Source organism: Rhizobium sp. SRDI969, assembly GCF_025152725.1.
Lineage (GTDB): Bacteria > Pseudomonadota > Alphaproteobacteria > Rhizobiales > Rhizobiaceae > Rhizobium > Rhizobium leguminosarum_I.
On the sequence record NZ_CP104035.1, the window covers coordinates 4,010,162 to 4,026,520 of the forward strand.

General features: G+C 58.4%; 17 protein-coding genes and 1 pseudogene. 10 read left to right on the top strand and 8 right to left on the bottom strand.

All coding sequences use genetic code 11. The features are described 5' to 3' along the window. Positions 1 to 293: 293 nt before the first annotated feature. On the bottom strand, positions 294 to 2,183 hold the full coding sequence (gene htpG, locus N2A41_RS19835) for a molecular chaperone HtpG (protein WP_260109527.1): 1,890 nt from the start codon (positions 2,181 to 2,183) through the stop codon (positions 294 to 296). 261 nt (positions 2,184 to 2,444) lie between these two features. Between htpG and N2A41_RS19840 the strand changes: the two genes are divergently transcribed. The 3 genes from N2A41_RS19840 to N2A41_RS19850 all read left to right on the top strand — a co-directional run bounded on the left by N2A41_RS19840 (position 2,445) and on the right by N2A41_RS19850 (position 5,358). Continuing rightward, positions 2,445 to 3,434 (top strand): AraC family transcriptional regulator, encoded by a 990-nt coding sequence (locus N2A41_RS19840; protein ID WP_260109528.1) that lies wholly within the window; start codon positions 2,445 to 2,447, stop codon positions 3,432 to 3,434. 57 nt (positions 3,435 to 3,491) lie between these two features. Then, positions 3,492 to 4,700, top strand: a complete 1,209-nt coding sequence (locus tag N2A41_RS19845; RefSeq protein ID WP_260109529.1) for an MFS transporter — start codon at positions 3,492 to 3,494, stop codon at positions 4,698 to 4,700. An 88-nt stretch (positions 4,701 to 4,788) separates the two neighbouring features. Then, complete coding sequence (locus N2A41_RS19850; RefSeq protein ID WP_260109530.1) at positions 4,789 to 5,358, top strand: PfkB family carbohydrate kinase; 570 nt, start codon at positions 4,789 to 4,791, stop codon at positions 5,356 to 5,358. Between the two features lie 179 nt (positions 5,359 to 5,537). On the opposite strand, the gene N2A41_RS19855 is transcribed toward N2A41_RS19850, so the two are convergent. The 4 genes and pseudogenes from N2A41_RS19855 to N2A41_RS19875 all read right to left on the bottom strand — a co-directional run bounded on the left by N2A41_RS19855 (position 5,538) and on the right by N2A41_RS19875 (position 8,403). Further along, positions 5,538 to 5,942 carry a DUF6496 domain-containing protein gene (locus tag N2A41_RS19855; RefSeq protein ID WP_260109531.1) on the bottom strand — a complete coding sequence of 135 codons (405 nt, stop codon included), beginning with the start codon at positions 5,940 to 5,942 and terminating at the stop codon, positions 5,538 to 5,540. A 39-nt stretch (positions 5,943 to 5,981) separates the two neighbouring features. Further along, positions 5,982 to 6,146, bottom strand: a complete 165-nt coding sequence (locus tag N2A41_RS19860) for a hypothetical protein (RefSeq protein ID WP_260111133.1) — start codon at positions 6,144 to 6,146, stop codon at positions 5,982 to 5,984. A 21-nt stretch (positions 6,147 to 6,167) separates the two neighbouring features. After that, a pseudogene (locus N2A41_RS33450) lies at positions 6,168 to 6,904 on the bottom strand (SDR family NAD(P)-dependent oxidoreductase); the annotation flags it as partial. Between the two features lie 356 nt (positions 6,905 to 7,260). Then, positions 7,261 to 8,403, bottom strand: a complete 1,143-nt coding sequence (locus N2A41_RS19875; RefSeq protein WP_260109533.1) for an epoxide hydrolase family protein — start codon at positions 8,401 to 8,403, stop codon at positions 7,261 to 7,263. A 265-nt stretch (positions 8,404 to 8,668) separates the two neighbouring features. Between N2A41_RS19875 and N2A41_RS19880 the strand changes: the two genes are divergently transcribed. Both N2A41_RS19880 and N2A41_RS19885 read left to right on the top strand, forming a co-directional pair. Further along, positions 8,669 to 8,887, top strand: a complete 219-nt coding sequence (locus tag N2A41_RS19880) for an alpha/beta fold hydrolase (protein WP_260109534.1) — start codon at positions 8,669 to 8,671, stop codon at positions 8,885 to 8,887. 326 nt (positions 8,888 to 9,213) lie between these two features. Then, positions 9,214 to 9,381, top strand: coding sequence for a hypothetical protein (locus N2A41_RS19885; RefSeq protein WP_260109535.1), 168 nt, complete (start codon positions 9,214 to 9,216; stop codon positions 9,379 to 9,381). 270 nt (positions 9,382 to 9,651) lie between these two features. Here the strand turns inward: N2A41_RS19885 and N2A41_RS19890 are convergent, their stop codons facing one another. Next, the gene (locus N2A41_RS19890) at positions 9,652 to 10,689 is read right to left on the bottom strand and encodes an HWE histidine kinase domain-containing protein (RefSeq protein WP_162115693.1); all 1,038 of its coding nucleotides are present in this window, start codon (positions 10,687 to 10,689) and stop codon (positions 9,652 to 9,654) included. A gap of 207 nt (positions 10,690 to 10,896) precedes the next feature. On the opposite strand from N2A41_RS19890, the gene N2A41_RS19895 reads away from it, so the two are divergent. After that, a complete protein-coding gene (locus N2A41_RS19895) occupies positions 10,897 to 11,922 on the top strand; it encodes a sensor histidine kinase (protein WP_170262967.1) in 1,026 nt (341 codons plus the stop codon). Positions 11,923 to 11,976: 54 nt separating this feature from the next. On the opposite strand, the gene N2A41_RS19900 is transcribed toward N2A41_RS19895, so the two are convergent. Further along, positions 11,977 to 12,480, bottom strand: a complete 504-nt coding sequence (locus N2A41_RS19900) for a gamma-glutamylcyclotransferase family protein (RefSeq protein WP_260109536.1) — start codon at positions 12,478 to 12,480, stop codon at positions 11,977 to 11,979. Between the two features lie 323 nt (positions 12,481 to 12,803). Next, entirely contained in the window at positions 12,804 to 13,973 is a 1,170-nt protein-coding gene (locus N2A41_RS19905; protein ID WP_260109537.1) for a zinc-dependent alcohol dehydrogenase, read from the bottom strand. A gap of 203 nt (positions 13,974 to 14,176) precedes the next feature. Here N2A41_RS19905 and N2A41_RS19910 point away from each other — a divergent pair, with 203 nt between their 5' ends. From N2A41_RS19910 to N2A41_RS19925, 4 genes are all read left to right on the top strand, one after another. After that, on the top strand, positions 14,177 to 14,953 hold the full coding sequence (locus tag N2A41_RS19910) for a cytochrome c oxidase assembly protein (protein ID WP_222296010.1): 777 nt from the start codon (positions 14,177 to 14,179) through the stop codon (positions 14,951 to 14,953). A 168-nt stretch (positions 14,954 to 15,121) separates the two neighbouring features. Next, positions 15,122 to 15,649, top strand: coding sequence for a DUF4142 domain-containing protein (locus N2A41_RS19915; protein WP_017967272.1), 528 nt, complete (start codon positions 15,122 to 15,124; stop codon positions 15,647 to 15,649). 113 nt (positions 15,650 to 15,762) lie between these two features. Further along, positions 15,763 to 16,023, top strand: a complete 261-nt coding sequence (locus N2A41_RS19920; protein WP_026154469.1) for a hypothetical protein — start codon at positions 15,763 to 15,765, stop codon at positions 16,021 to 16,023. Positions 16,024 to 16,090: 67 nt separating this feature from the next. Next, positions 16,091 to 16,345, top strand: coding sequence for a hypothetical protein (locus tag N2A41_RS19925; RefSeq protein WP_017967270.1), 255 nt, complete (start codon positions 16,091 to 16,093; stop codon positions 16,343 to 16,345). Positions 16,346 to 16,359 lie beyond the last annotated feature (14 nt).

A 16,359-nucleotide genomic window follows, 5' to 3' on the forward strand; every position in this document is an offset into this window, starting at 1 on the left:
AGGCCGCGAGCGCTGGCTGCACCCGTTCTGCCGATGTATCGGTTATTCCGACAATCTCGGCGTCTGGGTGCTGGTTCGCCTCCCGCAGCAAATCTCCATGTTCATGTCATCGAAATTTATCCTGCAACGCGCCATTTTTTATCCCGCAGCGCCCCCAAGCCTAGTCAGAAAAAGCTCCAGTTGGTGTGGCTCTAACGCAACCTTATGCTTCTCGGCCGGGTAAGCGCCGCTTGCGACATCCGCCGCATATTCGCGAAAGGCTGGATCAGACCAACCCCACCCTCTGCTTGTTGCTACGACTGCACCGACCTCTGAAAGACCCGTGCAAGCCGCTCGGCAAATCGGCGTGGATCCGCTGGCCGATCTCCATCTAGAATACGGGCCTGGTCGAGCAATAAGAACGCGGCGTCCTCCTGGTACGAAGCATCACCCTCCACGCTCGCAATCGCTTTGATCAAAGGGTGCAGCAAATTGATCTCCAGGATCGGCTTGGACGCATCTTGAAGGCGACCGGCGTTCCGCAGGATTTTTTCCATCTGCCTGTCATAGCCGTCTTCGGGTGCTACGAGGCAGACGGCACTCTCCGTCAGACGGTCCGAAGCCCGGACATCGGCAATTTGGTCGGCAAGTTTTTGCTTGGCGAATACAAGGAAGGTCGCCGTGCTGTTGTCTTCCGCTTCCTGCGTTGTCTGACCGTCAAGCTTCGCAAACTGTGCGAGATCCGCAGCACCCTGCGTGATGGACTTGAACGCCTTGCCTTCATAGTCTGGAGCATTCATCGTCCAGAAGCTGTCGATTGAGTCCGACAAAAGCAGCACTTCGATGCCGCGCGCCCGGAACCCTTCAAGCTGTGGTGATGCCTTAAGCTGATCAAGGCTGCCGCCCGCCACATAATAGACCGCGTTCTGGCCTTCCTTGGCATCTTTGACGTAGTCGGCAAGTGAACGATAGCCTTCGTTCGATGAGGACGTCCGAAACCGAGCAAGCGCCAAGAGTTGAGCGCGTCGTTCGAAATCTTCGTAAATGCCTTCCTTGAGGACGGCGCCGAAGTTCTCCCAGAACTTGAGGAAGGCGTCGGCGTCACTTTCAGCGACTTTTTCTATCGCGGTGATGATCCTGCTGGTGATGCCCTTGCGGATCGCCGCCAGGATAGGGCTTTCCTGGATCATCTCACGAGAAACATTGAGCGGCAGATCGGCGGTATCGACCAACCCACGAACGAAGCGCAGGTATCTCGGCAGCAGATCCGCATCATCGGTTATGAACACCCGCTTGACGTATAGCTTCATTCTTCCTTTGCGTTCGGGATCGAACATATCGAAAGGCTGTGTTCCGGGTATGAACGCCAAAGCCGTATATTCCTGCCGGCCTTCAGCACGGAAATGTACGGTCAGCGCCGGTTCATCGTACTGCCCGGAGACGCCACGATAAAAGTCCGTATACTCTTCCTTGCTGACATCGCTCTTCGACTTCGTCCATAGTGCGGTGCCGTCCGTTATTTGGACTGGCTCTTTGCCCGGTTTCTCAATAAGGCGGATCGAAACTGGCACGTGGCCGGATTGTTCCTTGACGATACGCTCGATGGTCCAGCGGGAGGTATATTGCTTAGCGTCCTCCATCAGATGCAAGACGATACGCGTTCCACGGGATGGAGCTTCAGTGAGGCTCGTTGCCGAGCTCACGCTGTAACTTCCCTTGCCGTCCGAAGTCCATGTCCAGGCTTCCTGCGTTCCGGCTCGACGCGAGATCACATCGACACGCTCCGCCACCATGAAACAGGAATAGAAGCCGACGCCGAACTGCCCGATCAGTTGAGCACCTTCAGCGGCTTTGCTTGCTTCGATTCGCTCCATAAACGCCCGGGTCCCCGATCTCGCGATCGTTCCCAGCGCCTCGACCATTTCGTCGCGGCCCATGCCGATGCCATTGTCCTCGACGATAAGCTGCCGGTTCTCTTCGTCCAGCGTTAGCGTGATCCGGTTTTCGGCATCAGCACCGAGGAGCGACGGTGTCTCGATCGCCTCATATCGAAGTTTCTCGCAGGCATCGGCTGCGTTCGAAATCAGCTCACGCAGAAACACATTCCTATCCGAATAGACGGAGTGGACCATCATGTGCAGAAGGCGGGCAACGTCGGCCTCAAAGACGTGGCTTTCGGCGGTCTGTTCTGCAGTCTTTGTCATGTGCTCGGGTTCTCCAGGAAAGCGAATTAGCGCCGATCAAATGGCGAAACAGGTTTGAAAAATCAAGGTGGGAACAGCCCTGATCGTGATGGAATCATGCGCCGCCCAATCCTCGCAGCGTCTCTTTGAGAACCGTCTGGCGACTTCGGGCTCCAGAAGGCATTAGCGCCTTTCACCGGAGCGGTGCAGTTTTCCAGAAGACAATTGCCTTGCGACACGATCGTACTTGCATGCCAGACGGTCGAGACCTAAATTGGCTGAATGCTTGACCATTCGTCTCGACCTTTGTCGCCGCCAAATATCCCCATGGATGCGCTAAGCGAAGTACTACAAGACTTTCGCTTGAGTGGCGTCAACTATGGGCGCTGCGAACTCAGACATCCGTGGAGCATCGCCTTTCCGAAACAACAGCTGCTTCGTTTTCACTTCGTGAGCCAAGGTCCGTGCTGGATCCATACCGAAGCTCAAGGGTGGCAGGAGTTGAACGACGGAGATCTCGTTCTGCTGCCGCAAGGTATCGCGCATCGATTGGCCAGCGCGCCAGATGTTGAGGGCGACTCCCTCAAAAGCTGTCAGATAACAAGTCTGGGCAGCAACGTCTGCGAAGTGGTTCGGGAAGGAACGGGCGCGACCAGTACCCTCTTCTGCGGTTCTATGGCTTTGAGCGCGTATGCGCTTAATCCTTTGATCGCTTTGATGCCGCCAATCATCAAGGGCTGCGATGTGGCCGGCAATGACCCGATCGTTGGTCCCCTGCTGGCGGCGATGACGGCGGAGGCTTCACAGCCCCAGATGGGCAGCGCGACCGTCCTATCGCGTATGGCAGACTTGCTTGCAGCGCGGCTTATCCGCTGCTGGGTGAATTGCAGCGGAGCCTCGACCACCGGCTGGCTCGCCGCCATCCGCGACCCCCACATCGGTCGTGTGTTGGCAGCGATGCACCGGGACCCCGGCCATAACTGGACCCTCGAAAGCCTCGCGGCCGTGGCAGGCCAGTCGCGCTCGATCTTTGCCGAGCGCTTCAGCGCTATCTTAGGAGAAGGCGCGGCACGTTATCTTGGCCGTCTGCGGATGCAGCTTGCCAGCGAGTTGCTGGGCCAAAGCGGCATGTCAGTTGCCGAAGTTGCTTCCCGTTTAGGTTATGAATCCGAGGCATCCTTCGCTCGCGCCTTCAAGCGCATCACCAGCGTGTCGCCGGGCATTGTGCGTCGCACAAGTTCTGGACGAATGGACATGAATTTCGGATTTTAAGATACATATCATCTTAAGAAGTTCGTCTATCAAATCTCCAGACGTGGAGATAATTCAATGACAGACACGACATCAGAACTCGACGACGCGGCGATAGAGTTTGATACCGGCGAGCCAGCCGCCTGGAGTGCCGCGACTTGGTTTGCCGTTCTTTCCATGGCCGCAACCAGCTTTGCGCTGGTATCGGCTGAATTCCTGCCGGCGGGCCTGTTGACCCCAATGGCGCGCGATCTCGGGATTACCGAGGGAACAGCCGGACAGGTCGTCACCGCGACCGCTTCCGTCGGCGCCGTGACGGCCCTATTGAGCAATGTTCTTATCGGCACACTGAACCGCAAGGCGGTGCTGGTCGGTCTTAGCGCGTTGGCGATCGCATCCAATATTCTCGCAGCGCTAGCGACTGATTTTTGGCTATTGTTGTTGGGACGGGCTGGGCTAGGCATCGCGCTTAGCGGTTTCTGGGCGCTTTCAGTCGCGGTCGTGGCTCGGTTGGTTGGCGCCAATGCAACAGGTCGGGGCATGGCTGTTGTCACCCTCGGCGTCTCGCTCGCCACCATAGCTGCGCCATCGATGGGCGCTTTGATCAGCGATTGGCTGGGATGGCGCATCGCCATGGCGATGACTGCCGGACTTGCCGCACTTGCCATGGTGCTGCAGGCGCTCAGCTTGCCAACGCTGCCCGCAAGCACAAGTAACAGGCTTGCCGACGTGTTCCGGCTCACAGGCCGGCGTGGCGTTCAATTGGGAATGCTTGCCATCCTTTTGCTGATGACGGGGCATTTTGCTGGCTCGGTTTATGTGCGACCCTTCCTCGAACAAGTGACGCTCCTTCAAACCGAATGGATTGCCTTAGCGCTGCTTGGGTTTGGCATCGCCTCTGTGATCGGCAACGTCGCCGGTGGCCGAATGGCCGACGCAAGTATCCGCCTGGCGCTTGGTGTCACTGCCGCGCTGATGGCGATTGCGGCGCTCGCCTTGGTGCTTTGGGGTGCCTATATTGGCATTGCGTTCGCCTTCGTTTCACTTTGGGGCTTGGCGTTCGGCATGGCGCCGGTGGTGCTGCCGACCAATCTGTCCCGCGGAGCACCCGACGCTCTGGAGGCAGCGGGGAGCCTGATGGTCGTCTCTTTTCAGGTCGCCATCAGTATCGGCGCGGTTTTCGGCGGCTATGTCGTCGATCACTACGGCGCTGTCGGTCCTTTGACCGTTACCGCTGTCCTAGCCGCATCGACGGTCGCCTTGGCGCTGCTGCAGCCTCGCAGCTGATCTTCCCCTTCTGGGTTGAGCAAGTGCGACTCTCGTTGACAGGCAAGCGTCCTCGAGAGCTGGACACCGTGCCCGACCTGAGAGGTAGGTGACGTTTTGTACCGTAGACATGGGTAACACTTTCCGTTTTGGAGCGGGAGGTGTTGAAATTCCAGGAAACGTTCTGGACGCCGCCTTCGCAAGTGCCGAGCGGCGGGCTATGCGTATTTTCGTTGATCCGACTTTTCCGGAGGAGATTGAGCTTTCGCAGCTAGAGCGGTTCGATACGATCACGCCCAATCAAACCGAGGCGAAAGCTCTGTTGAACCGCGAAATCAAAACAGCCGAGGACGCCATTGCGGCGGCAAAGCAACTCTCGGGGAACGGCGTCAATGCCGTCTGTCTAAAACTCTCGAATGGCGGTTGCGTGCTGTGCGAGAATGGCGATGTATTGCTCATTGCGGCTCCCGATGTCGATATGGTCGACAAGACCGGAGCGGGCGATGCGTTTATGGGCGCTCTCGCCGTCGCTCTACTTGACGGACACTCACATCTGGAGGCCGCTCGCCTGGGTGTCGCGGCCGCCTCATTTTCTGTCGGCAGACGAGGCGCTCAGGCGTCCTATCCATCACGCGAGGAATTCTTCGCCTTTATTTCTCGATATCGCGAAGCAGCCTGAAGGAGATCAGCTTTTCGTGAAGCGCAGCAACAGCGCGAGGCGATCAAGCCGATCGACCCGCAAATAAAGACGATGTTGCGCCACCGCGCCCGCAGGACGATCTCTCTGCTTCTCACCACTTCGGCCGAAAAGGTGGGCGGTTCGGTCTTCCTGCCAGCCTTCGCCGCGGCGTCTGCCCATCAATGGAGCGCGCGCTCCAGTTCGCGCTTTGACATCTTCGAGCGACCTTCGATGCCGCGCTTTCTCGCCTCGGCATAAAGCTCGTCCTTGGTCGATTCCGACTGGGGCGCGGTCCGCCGCGCCGTCGGCTTTTCCATCGTCCGGCGCTGCGCGGTCTTGCCTTCCTTCTCGGCCTCCGCCGTCTCGCCCTTGCGCTCCTTCGCTTTCGTACGCTGCAGGTTCCGCTTGTTTTCGGCCGGGCTCTCCTGGCGGGTAGCACCGGCTTCATGAAGGGCTATCGCGACAGCCTGCTTGGGATTCTTCACCTTCGGTCCTGAGCCGCGGATTTTCAGTTCGCCCTGTTTGAACTCATGCATTACGCGGGCGACGGTTTCTTTCTGTTGCTTGGATTGATGTCGGCGCATCTCCTTCTCCGTCTTCGGATGGATTGGCGGCTAGACTGCTTACTGCAGCCGATTTGCCGTCTGTTTGTTCTTGAGGCCGTCATGGCTATGTGAAAGGTCGAGTGTCGGTTTCGGTTGCATTTTGACGAAATCCTGCACTTGGCGACCGGGTCCGCCTTTGGCGATCGTCGCCCCCCCGTCGGCAAACCAGAGCGCACCGGTCACGTAACTCGCCTCATCGGAAGCGAGAAACGCATAGACATTGGCGATCTCTTCAGTGGTTCAGCGGCGGCCGAGGACTGTGCCGGCGAGCGTCATCTCCTCCATCTGCTCATCCATCGGCCCCGTTTCCTTATGGGTCCAGGCGGTATCGATCGGTCCGGGGCAGACGCAGTTCGCTCGGACACCGTATTTTCCCTGTTCGAAGGCGACGCCGCGCATGAAGGCATGGGCGAAAGCCTTTGTGCCGCCATAAGGAGCATTATTCGGCTCTCCGACTTCGCCGGCCTCGGAGCCGGCCGACAGGACTACGCCGCGGCTTTTCCCAGATGAGGAAGCGCGTATTTCGTCATCAGAAAGACGGAGCGGATGTTGTTGGCGATGGTGAGATCGAAATTTTCGATGGAATAATCCTGACATTCCGCGACTTCGAGGAACATGCCGGCATTATTGATGAGAACATCCAGTTTCCCATATTGCCGCACCGCCTGCTCAATGCAGGATCGGGCGTGGAACTCTTCGGAAAGATCGCCTGTATAGGCAGTCGCTTCACCATTGCGGCTTGAGATCGCCGAGGCGACATCTTCGACAGGATCATCCGGAAGGCCGGCGAGAACGAGTCTTGCGCCTTCGACCGCGAATTTGTGGGCGATCGCTTCGCCGATGCCCGCTCCCGCGCCAGTGACGATTGCAACCTTGCCTTCAAGCCTTCCGATCATAATCAGATCTCCTAGTGAAACGCTCGCCGAACCGCTTCGTCCCATCGAAGTTCCCGGGAAATTCGGATGATCATTTTTTTGATTAGTTATGCCGCCTGCTCCGGTGGGATACTGAAACGGCGCAGGAGGTCGGGGACGGTTTCAACAATGGCGCTGTCTCCCAGCTTCCGGTCAGAAAGGTCTCCTGCCGGGGTGAGTTGTTATGCTGGGGGTCCCCTGGCAGACGTGGCATTGCCTCCTCCTCTACATCGCGCGCAATCGACGCGAGACCGACCCACTGCGATAAACAATGAAGGTTCAGGGCCGCGCGGGTGCTTCCGACACATCGCAGAGCTGGAGATCGAGAACACGACTGCCGACAACCCTGGTTCAGCGGCCGTTGCCAACGAAGGGATAGCTAATCACATGCTGATATTGTGAGTCCAGGCGCGGATATCGGCCACGAAGGCCTTCGGCTCCTCAGTGGCTGCGAAATGGCCGCCGCGAGGCTGATCGCTCCAGTGGACGAGATCGAAGGCACGCTCAACAAGCGACCGTGGCGGCGCCGGGTGCCGCGGGTCGGGCCAGGAGGCATAGCCGCTGGGCACCTCGATCCTGCGGCCCTTCGGCAGCACCTTGCTCTTCTCTCGCTCCGATGCGGTATAGATCCACGTCGATGTCGCGAACTTGTTGGTCATGACATAAAGCATGATGCTGGTGATCAATCCGTTGCGGCCGAACACATCCACGAGCGATCGCTCACGGAGGTCCGCCCAATCATGAAAACGCTCAAGGATCCAGGCGGCTTGGGCGACGGGGTTGCCCTGCATTGCATAGGCGAGCGATTGCATCCGAGTTGACTGAAGATGTGAATATGCTCCGAGCCGCTTCTCGTAATCTGCAAACTGCTGCATCCACCGCCGCTCGGCGTCGTCCCGCGGCGCGTCTTCGGGGACGGTGCCGAGATAATCAATGTGCAGACCGCGAACTGAATGGGTTTTGTCTAGCGCCATCCATGTTCCGATCACCACACCCCAATCGGTTCCGTGGACGAGATAGCGATCGTATCCCAGGACGTCGTACATCAACTTATCGAACAATGCACCGACGTCCTGTGGACTGATCGGCCGTTTGGGCTTGGCGGAGAAGCCATAACCCGGCAGCGTCGGAATGATGAGGTCGAACGCATCCTCGGCACGTCCCCCACCCCGGGACGGAAACGCCAAGGCTTCCACCGCCGGCCAGAATTCATAAGCCGAGCCCGGCCAGCCATGGATCAGGAGCAGCGGGCGCTTGCCCTCAGCCTCGCCCCGAACGTGCACGAAATGCAGCGTGAGTCCATCTATCTCAGCGGTGAACTGCGGAAAGCGGTTAAGTTCGCTGACCATCGTGTCAAAATCGAAGTGATCGGTCCAATAGGCGCAGAGTTCGCTCAGTATTTGGGGATCACAGCCGTAGGACCAGTCGGCATCATCCGGCCAGTCTGGTAAACGATACAATCGCACCTGCGCCCTCAGGGTTTCAACGGCTTCATGTGACCATTCCACTTGGAATGATGTTGTCATCGTTTGCCTCGCTCGAGCACGGTTTGAACAGTAGAGAAATGCACCATCGAGCGCTGTCTAAAGTCATGCTCGCCATGCTGGATCGGCGGCTGTTGTTCACAAGCAGCCGAAACATGTTTTCATGCAACGCCAGGTGCAGGAGCCAACACCGCCTCCGATGGTTAGCCTCAGAACCCGCAAAGCTAGTCGCTTTCCATCTGGACGGACGTGCTCAGCGGCTGCACCGCGACGAGATTTGAAACTCCTGTTGGACATATTTGGTTTCATGCTGATGACGAAATACATCAAAACGCCTCATCTCAATCTCGCCTACGAAGAGGCGGGTAATCCGCAAGGAAAGCCAGTCGTGCTGGTTCATGGCTGGCCGGATGACGTGCGCTGTTGGGATAAGATCACACCCGAGCTTGTCAAACTTGGCTTCCGCGTTCTTGCTCCTACCTGCGTGGGTGCAACCCCACCACCTTCAATTCGGCCGAGAGAATGAGGAGCGGAGCCATTGCGGCACTGGGTCAGGACCATGAACGGGAATGCCATCGCCTGGGCCGTCATTGGCGAGAGGCCGCCTGCGGTGGTGATGGCATGGTTCGCCATTTTCCTCGCGTGTGTGGCGGGGGATCGCGCCGTGGCTGGCGCGACCTCGTTCGGGTTTTCTATAGCGACATGCTTGGTCATGAGCGCTCGAGCAAGCCCCGATGGTGATATCCTGCATGGTGTTCAGAGTTGCGATCAGCCCGCACGGCTCAGCGCTTGTACAGGCCGCGAAGGCGCACGGACAGGTATTCGCAGGCTGCCGGCTAGGTCCACGGAGCGATGCTGCGCGCCTATATCGGTGCGACGGTCAAGCGTGCGCTGCATGGTGAGGAAATGCGGCTCCATCTCGACGCCTGGCTTGACGATGAAGCGCAGAAGGCGTTCCGGCGCCAGATAGCCCAAATGGATGGCAAATATAGCGAAGAGGTGAGATCCATTGCCCTGTGACCATCCTGTGGGGGCGCTGAAGACGAGTTTATACCGCTGAAGGACGGCGAGGAACTCGCGCGGCGCATCCCAGGCGCGTTATTCACAGTCATCCCCGACGCCAAGCATCTCGTTCAGGAGGACGCACCGAGGCGATGGTTGCCGCGGTGCTAGATGACTGGCGTCAATAGGAGGTAGCGCTTTCCTCGGTCCGCCTTCGGGCAGCGGGACATTGGAGCGTTCGATCCCGATGGCGGGTTCTTGATATCGCTTTCCATTTGACAAGCGCCGTCACACGGAGGTCGAGCCTGCCGATGGGATCTCAATGTCGATAAGCAGCCCTTCATCCGACCAGATTTTCTGAAGACGTCCTTTAAGCTGCTTTTCAACCATTGCGCCGACAATCACCGTGCCAAAACCTCGTTTGGCTGATCTAGGCGGAGTGTCGATGCCCACCTCCTGCCACCGGATGTTAAAGCCTGCCCCGGACGGTCTTGGCTTCCAACTGATTGAAAGCTTACCTTGCGTAGCGGCAAGCGCACCGTGGTGGGCTGCGTTGACAGCGAGTTCATGGAGCACGAGCGCAAGGGGCTGGACGACCGGCGCAGCCATTTTGATATCCGGTCCGCTAAAAAAAGCGCGGGTGGCCGCAAACGGCGACACCTGCTGGCGAATGAGTTCCTCAAGAGAAACGCTTGTCCATCTTCGTGCAGCAAGCAAGGTATGGGCACGGGCGAGCGCCTGCACGCGGTGTTGAATAGCGGCGGCGTAAAGGGCCGGGTCATCGGCATTGCTCAGACGGACAATGCTGTCAACGATTGCCAGGACATTCTTGGACCGGTGGTCGACTTCCATCAGCAGGCGGTGCTCGGAGGCCTCCAGTGCCTCGATCCGCCGATATTCCGTCATATCGATCTGAGATCCAAAGAAATACAGTATCCTTCCGTCATCCCCATGGATGGGACTTAGATGCAAGCGGTTCCAGAACTGCTCCCCGCTCTTCTTATAATTGAGGATCTCTACGCTGACCTCACGCTCGCCGGCGATGGCGGCACGAATTTCGGCGACGGCGATCGGAGACGTCGCAGGGCCCTGCAGGAAACGACAGTTGCGGCCTAACACTTCATGGGCCTCATAACTTGTCAGTGCGAGGAATGCCTTGTTTGCAAGCACGATCGGCTGATCGGATTTACGCGCGTCGGTGACGACCATCGGCATCCTGGTGCGTTCAAACGCGATCGCTGCCAGCTCTTTCCGATCGGCGGAGGCTGCTTTTGAAGATGCGGAAGGCAAATCCCCATGCAGTTTTTCTCTCGAATGGCCTGTCATGCTTTCACGCTCACTAAGACGTCGGCTGATAACGCGGCTCGCGTATCTTTGTTTCCGAGAAGGTCGCTCGTTTGAGTGCGTGATTTACTCATCCGACACCTGCCCGGCGAAGAGCCACATCCGCATCTTGGTCAACACGATGGCCTCCGCTATAGAATCGGGATGTGGTCGATCGGCCTTGCAGCTCCGGAGGATCAGGCGCAACATATGATCATGAAGCTCTTTTCCAATTCCAGCCGGTCACGGGAGCGCTTTCTCGAAGCCATCCTGCAAAGCGCAATCGAGTATGCGATCATCTCCACGGACTTGGATGGGCTGATAACCACATGGAACGAGGGCGCGCGCCGGATTCTCGGATGGGATGAGCCCGAGATTATCGGCCAGCCCGCGGCCATGATCTTCACCGAGGAAGACCGGCAGGCCGGGATTCTCCAGCGGGAAATGGCTGCCGCTTTAACGGAAGGTCATGGCAATGATGAGCGCTGGCACGTTCGCAAGGACGGCTCATCGTTCTGGGCATCCGGGCAGATGATGGCGTTGACGTCGGACAACGGGGAAGTCGAGGGCTTCGTAAAGATTCTGAGAGATCGCACCGAGCAGCGAGAGAATGAGGAGCGACAGCGCGTCCTGATGCACGAACTCTCTCACCGCATGAAGAATACGCTGGCCGTCGTTCAGGCTATCACCAGCCAGTCCTTCCGAAACGCCAGCTCTATGGAGGATGCGGAGCAGTCGATCGCGGCACGCATCAATGCTTATTCGAAGGCGCACGACATTTTGCTTCAGCAAAACTGGCTGGGCACGACCATGGCGACGATCGTCGAGGCGACCGCGATCAATCTTGGGCTTGAGGCGTCACGACGTTTCGAAGCACGCGGTCCTGCGGTTGAACTGGGGCCTCAGGCGGCTCTTGCATTTTCCCTCGTGCTGCACGAACTTGTCACCAATGCCAACAAGTACGGCGCGCTGTCGGTCGATACCGGGACGATTGAAATCGAGTGGTCCGTGCGCGGCGCGGCGGGCGAAAAGCGCCTGGACTTCAGGTGGCAAGAAGCCGGGGGCCCGGCGGTGGTGGCGCCGAACAACAAGGGGTTTGGTACGCGCCTCGTCAACTCCAGCCTGGCGGCCTTCGGAGAGGTCGCTCTTGATTACCCGCCGACAGGGTTCATCCTGAAGCTCGATGCGTCGCTCCAGAAGCTGCAATATAAGACCTATTCCGACGCCGAGGAATAAGTGGAATGCTGAGCGGGCATTGGGGAAACCACACGGCGCCAGGCTGCAGGCGTCTCAGTCTCTCCGATCGAATGGGATAAACCGACTGTCCTCATAGACTCGCAAATAATTCGAGTGAACAGGCTCGGCGAGCCGACGCGATTTCATGTACGCCAGTGCTGAACATATTGGCCCGCCGGCGACTGGTTCCACGGCTAGCACTACGCGCAGGTTGCCGGGTATGCCGATCGATTCCAGCCGATCCAACCTTGCTATCGTATCCTCGCCAGGCTCGTAAAGTTCACCGACGACGCGATAGCCAATGCCCGGTTCATTGAACATCATCGGAGCGAACCAAGGGCCGGCAATCAGCATCGGATAACATTCCCGCGTCCGGAAAATTCCAAGAAACCTGGCGCGGAAAAGTCCCTGCTCATGAAGAGGAAAGCCTTTTTTTAAAGTTCCAAAAACGAACAGGTTCCGTGTCATCCGGGCCAGCCCCATGCGTGATCGGCTAATCCCCCAAAAGTTTGGAGCGATCGTGATCGCCTGCGTTTCCATCAGGCCGACGAGGATCACGCTCAGCCACGCTTCATCACGGGTGGCGCCGTCGCCAGGTTGTCTGCTGCGTCTGTTTCGGGCAATCCTTCTACCCTTTCATTGTCCGGCCGGGCGCGGCGCGTCGCCGATCTCCCCGAAGGACGGCCGGCTCGCGCTTTAACGCGCTTGCCGACAACTGCACCGGGGTCTTCACCTCCACCTTCGGACCGGATCGGCTCGAGCTCCATCTCCGGTGGGCGCAGCTTATTCCGGTCTTCGATAGGGTCGTTTGATTTCATCTGCATGATCGATCGGGCCTTTCTTCAATGCCGGCGGTAATCCCAGGACGTCCGCGGCTTTCCCTACGGCTTGAGAACGACCTTTATGCAGCCGTCCTTCTTGTCGCGGAAAGTCTTGTAGAGATCAGGACCTTCTGCGAGGGTCGCACGATGCGTGATAATGAACGACGGATCGATTTCGCCCTTTTGGATGCGTTCCATGAGTAGTGGCAGGTAGTGCTGCACCGGCGTCTGCGCCATTCGGAACGTCAGGCCGCGATTGATCGCCGAACCCATCGGGATCTTATCGAGGAACCCGCCATAGACGCCAACGATCGACACCGTGCCGAAGTTGCGGCAGCAATGGATTGCCTGGCGAAGAACGTGGGGGCGATCGGTTCCCATGAACGTAGCGACCTTGATGCGGTCAAGCCTTGAGTCCCAGCTCGCCGACGGATCGGCTTCGGTGCCAACCGCGTCGATGCACGCGTCGGCGCCGCGCCCGTTGGTCAGCTCTATGAGCTTGTCGTAGATGTCTTCGTCCATGAAATCGAGAGTGGTTGCTCCCGACGCTTCGGCAAGAGCAAGCCGCTCCGGCACGGTATCGATTGCGATAACGCGTTCGGCGCCGAGGATGAAGGCCGACTTGATCGCCATCTGTCCGACAGGGCCGCAGCCCCAGATCGCAATCGTGTCCCCCGGCTGGATATTGCAGAAGTCAGCCGCCATGTAGCCCGTCGGAAAGATGTCGGAGAGAAAGAGCACCTGCTCATCTGTCAGTCCGTCCGGCACCTTTATCGGTCCGACGTCCGCATAAGGCACGCGCAGGAACTCCGCCTGACCTCCACTGAAGCCGCCAAGAAGATGCGTGTAGCCGAACAGACCCGCGGGTGAGTTCCCCCACATCTTCTTGACCTTCGACGGATCGGGGTTGCTGCGTTCACATCCCGAATAAAAGCCGCGCTGGCAGAAGAAGCATTCGCCGCAGGAGATGGTGAAAGGCACCACGACACGGTCACCGACCTTGAGCTTTTTATTGTCATTGCCGACTTCGACGACCTCGCCCATGGTCTCGTGGCCCATGATGTCGCCGCTATGCATATCCGGCATCACACCGTTGAACAGATGGAGATCCGACCCGCAGATCGCGCAGGCTGTCACCCTGATGATAGCGTCGCGCCCTTCCTCGATTTGAGGATCGGGAACGCTCTCGCATCGGATGTCATGTTTGCCATGCCAGGTAAGTGCTTTCATGTCTTCGCCTGCCTTTCGATCGGAACCGCAAAACCAACGCGCCGCCTTGCCCATTCGGCCTTCATCCCTCGGTCTGAAAATTCAAGACAGCCAAACCGTGATCCGCGGGAGTTGTTCCATCAGAAAGCGAGACGGACCCATTTGGCGGGAACAAATCCGCGTTAGGCTTGTTTAGCGGCCGAATCGACAATGGCGGGCATGAAATGACCTTCAATCTTGATCCGTATTGCGGCAGCGCGCCGGCACCTCAGTTGCTGATGTGGGATTGGAATTTCGATCCCTATCTGCTGCTTGCGATAGGCATTGCGACTGCGTTGACTTGGTTGCCGGCGCGTCGGGACAAGCGCGTCGGGCAGTGGCTTACCGCCATCGCTCTTTTCACCGTCGCCTTCGTTTCCCCGCTTTGTGCGCTCAGTTCAGCGTTGTTCTCGGCAAGGGCAGTTCATCATATCGTGTTGATCTCGCTCGTTGCGCCGCTTACGTGGCGCTTTCTCTTCAGCCACGCGATGCTCCTGGATCGAGTGCCGTCGATCTTCATATTCGTCTTTCACACGACGATGCTCTGGCTATGGCATTTGCCCCTGCCCTACGCCTGGGCTCTCTCTGGGAGCATTCCCTATTGGATCATGGAAATCCCGCTTTTCCTGTCGGCGGCGTGGCTGTGGAAGGAAATCCTCGATGCTCGACGGCCTTCAGGCGGCGCACTTGTGGTCTGCGCCGCAACCCTTCTGCAGATGACAGCGCTCGGTGCGTACCTGACCTTTGCATCCCATCCTCTGTTCAGTCCGCACTTCCTGGCGGCGCCGGCCTATGGCCTGTCGCCGCTTGAAGATCAGCAACTCGCAGGTCTGTTGATGTGGATTCCCGCATCACTGCCCTTTGCCGCGGCCTTCCTGTTCAGGATCGCTCAAGCCATCACCCGGCCAGACGGAGGGCTCTCAGCCGGACGGTACCCAGTCGCGGCGAGATTGCCTCGTTAGGCTTCGGCGCATGGCCGGAGCGTTTCGCCGAGGCAGCGCCGCGCCATCGTGGTCTCTTTGTGCAGCCGCCCCCTGATAAGGCCAGCGGGCGCCGTGACAATTGCTGAGCGGGCCGGGAACAGTTTGGCGCTTTTGAAGTTCTGATGCCACCAACCAGGAGACCAGACCATGAAGAAAATCATCATCGCCTCCATCGCGGTTTCGCTTGCTGGACCCGTTATGGCCCAATCAGCCGCGGAAAAGACCGGAGTCAACTCGCTGATCGGCGTTGCACCGAAGACGGCGGACTTCGTGAAGGAGGCCGCCACCAGCGACATGTTCGAGATCGAATCCAGCAAGCTGGCACTCGAGCGTGGCGATGCGGCAACCAAGACCTTTGCCCAGCAGATGGTGACGGACCATGAGAAAACGAGCAGCGAGCTCAAGGCGCTGATTTCCGGCGGCAAGGTTAAGGCGCAGCTGCCAGCCGCCATGACCAGCGCCCAGCAGAAAATGCTCGACAAGCTGAAGGGCCTTCAAGGTAGTGATTTCATCAAGCAATATCATTCCGATCAGGAATCCGCGCACGAAGATGCGGTCGACCTCTTCAAGCGCTATGGCGAAGGCGGCGACAATGCGGAGCTGAAAGCTTGGGCGGCAAGCACGAGGCCTGCGCTTGAACACCATCTGCAGATGGCGGAGGAGCTTAACAAATAAGATTGCGCCGAAGCTGCGATGGAGCATTTCCGTGACTTGGAGAGAACGGAAATGCTTCAGGAACCTTTCTTTCCCCTTCGGGTTAGGCGGCCGGACATTGGGAGCCTATGCTGATGAATTATCTCTGGCTGTTTGCGGTGGCAGGAGGAGCAGCGCTTCTCGGAATTGCCCTTGCTTTCGGAATGATCAAGCAGGACGGGCGACGGTCTGTCTTCGCCATAGCCGGTGCGTTCATCGTTGCGATCGGCGCGCTAGGAGCGGGCGTCTATATTGCCCGGGCGCCGGCGGCTCCGGTGCGCGGCTCGGACAGGGAGCAGTCGCAGCAAAGGCTTCCAGGTGCTGCGACGACCGAGAAGGACCTGCCGGGAAAGTGACGCCCAAACAATTGCCGATCAGTGCTTTCTGGCTAAGGCCCAGAAACGCGCCGTCGGCAGGAGGTGCATGGTGATGAATTTTGCGGCTGTCTCGGAGCGTGAGTTCGCCTTGGCTCTCGAGGCAATGACGGACGACGAGCTTTTCGAACTGATGGCTGATCTGGAGAAGCGGAGTGAAGCATTGAATCGAGCTTCGCCGACCGATGAGATCTTCGCAAAAATCGTTCTGACGGAGAACGCGATCGAAAGGCGGTTTCCCGGCCAGATGCTGTTGCCATACAAGGAATGGAAGGATCGGCCCGACCGGTTGACGCTGCAATAGCGCCCACATCTTAT

What these genes read in the sequence shown, in the direction of transcription:
- N2A41_RS19910 (WP_222296010.1), top strand. Translation starts at nt 14,177, where the DNA reads ATGACCTTCAATCTTGATCCGTATTGCGGCAGCGCGCCGGCACCTCAG.
- N2A41_RS19840 (WP_260109528.1), top strand. Translation starts at nt 2,445, where the DNA reads ATGCTTGACCATTCGTCTCGACCTTTGTCGCCGCCAAATATCCCCATG.
- N2A41_RS19895 (WP_170262967.1), top strand. Translation starts at nt 10,897, where the DNA reads ATGATCATGAAGCTCTTTTCCAATTCCAGCCGGTCACGGGAGCGCTTT.
- N2A41_RS19875 (WP_260109533.1), bottom strand. Translation starts at nt 8,403, where the DNA reads ATGACAACATCATTCCAAGTGGAATGGTCACATGAAGCCGTTGAAACC.
- N2A41_RS19880 (WP_260109534.1), top strand. Translation starts at nt 8,669, where the DNA reads ATGCTGATGACGAAATACATCAAAACGCCTCATCTCAATCTCGCCTAC.
- N2A41_RS19855 (WP_260109531.1), bottom strand. Translation starts at nt 5,942, where the DNA reads ATGCGCCGACATCAATCCAAGCAACAGAAAGAAACCGTCGCCCGCGTA.
- N2A41_RS19885 (WP_260109535.1), top strand. Translation starts at nt 9,214, where the DNA reads ATGCTGCGCGCCTATATCGGTGCGACGGTCAAGCGTGCGCTGCATGGT.
- N2A41_RS19920 (WP_026154469.1), top strand. Translation starts at nt 15,763, where the DNA reads ATGAATTATCTCTGGCTGTTTGCGGTGGCAGGAGGAGCAGCGCTTCTC.
- N2A41_RS19905 (WP_260109537.1), bottom strand. Translation starts at nt 13,973, where the DNA reads ATGAAAGCACTTACCTGGCATGGCAAACATGACATCCGATGCGAGAGC.
- N2A41_RS19925 (WP_017967270.1), top strand. Translation starts at nt 16,091, where the DNA reads ATGGTGATGAATTTTGCGGCTGTCTCGGAGCGTGAGTTCGCCTTGGCT.
- N2A41_RS19890 (WP_162115693.1), bottom strand. Translation starts at nt 10,689, where the DNA reads ATGACAGGCCATTCGAGAGAAAAACTGCATGGGGATTTGCCTTCCGCA.
- N2A41_RS19845 (WP_260109529.1), top strand. Translation starts at nt 3,492, where the DNA reads ATGACAGACACGACATCAGAACTCGACGACGCGGCGATAGAGTTTGAT.
- htpG (WP_260109527.1), bottom strand. Translation starts at nt 2,183, where the DNA reads ATGACAAAGACTGCAGAACAGACCGCCGAAAGCCACGTCTTTGAGGCC.
- N2A41_RS19915 (WP_017967272.1), top strand. Translation starts at nt 15,122, where the DNA reads ATGAAGAAAATCATCATCGCCTCCATCGCGGTTTCGCTTGCTGGACCC.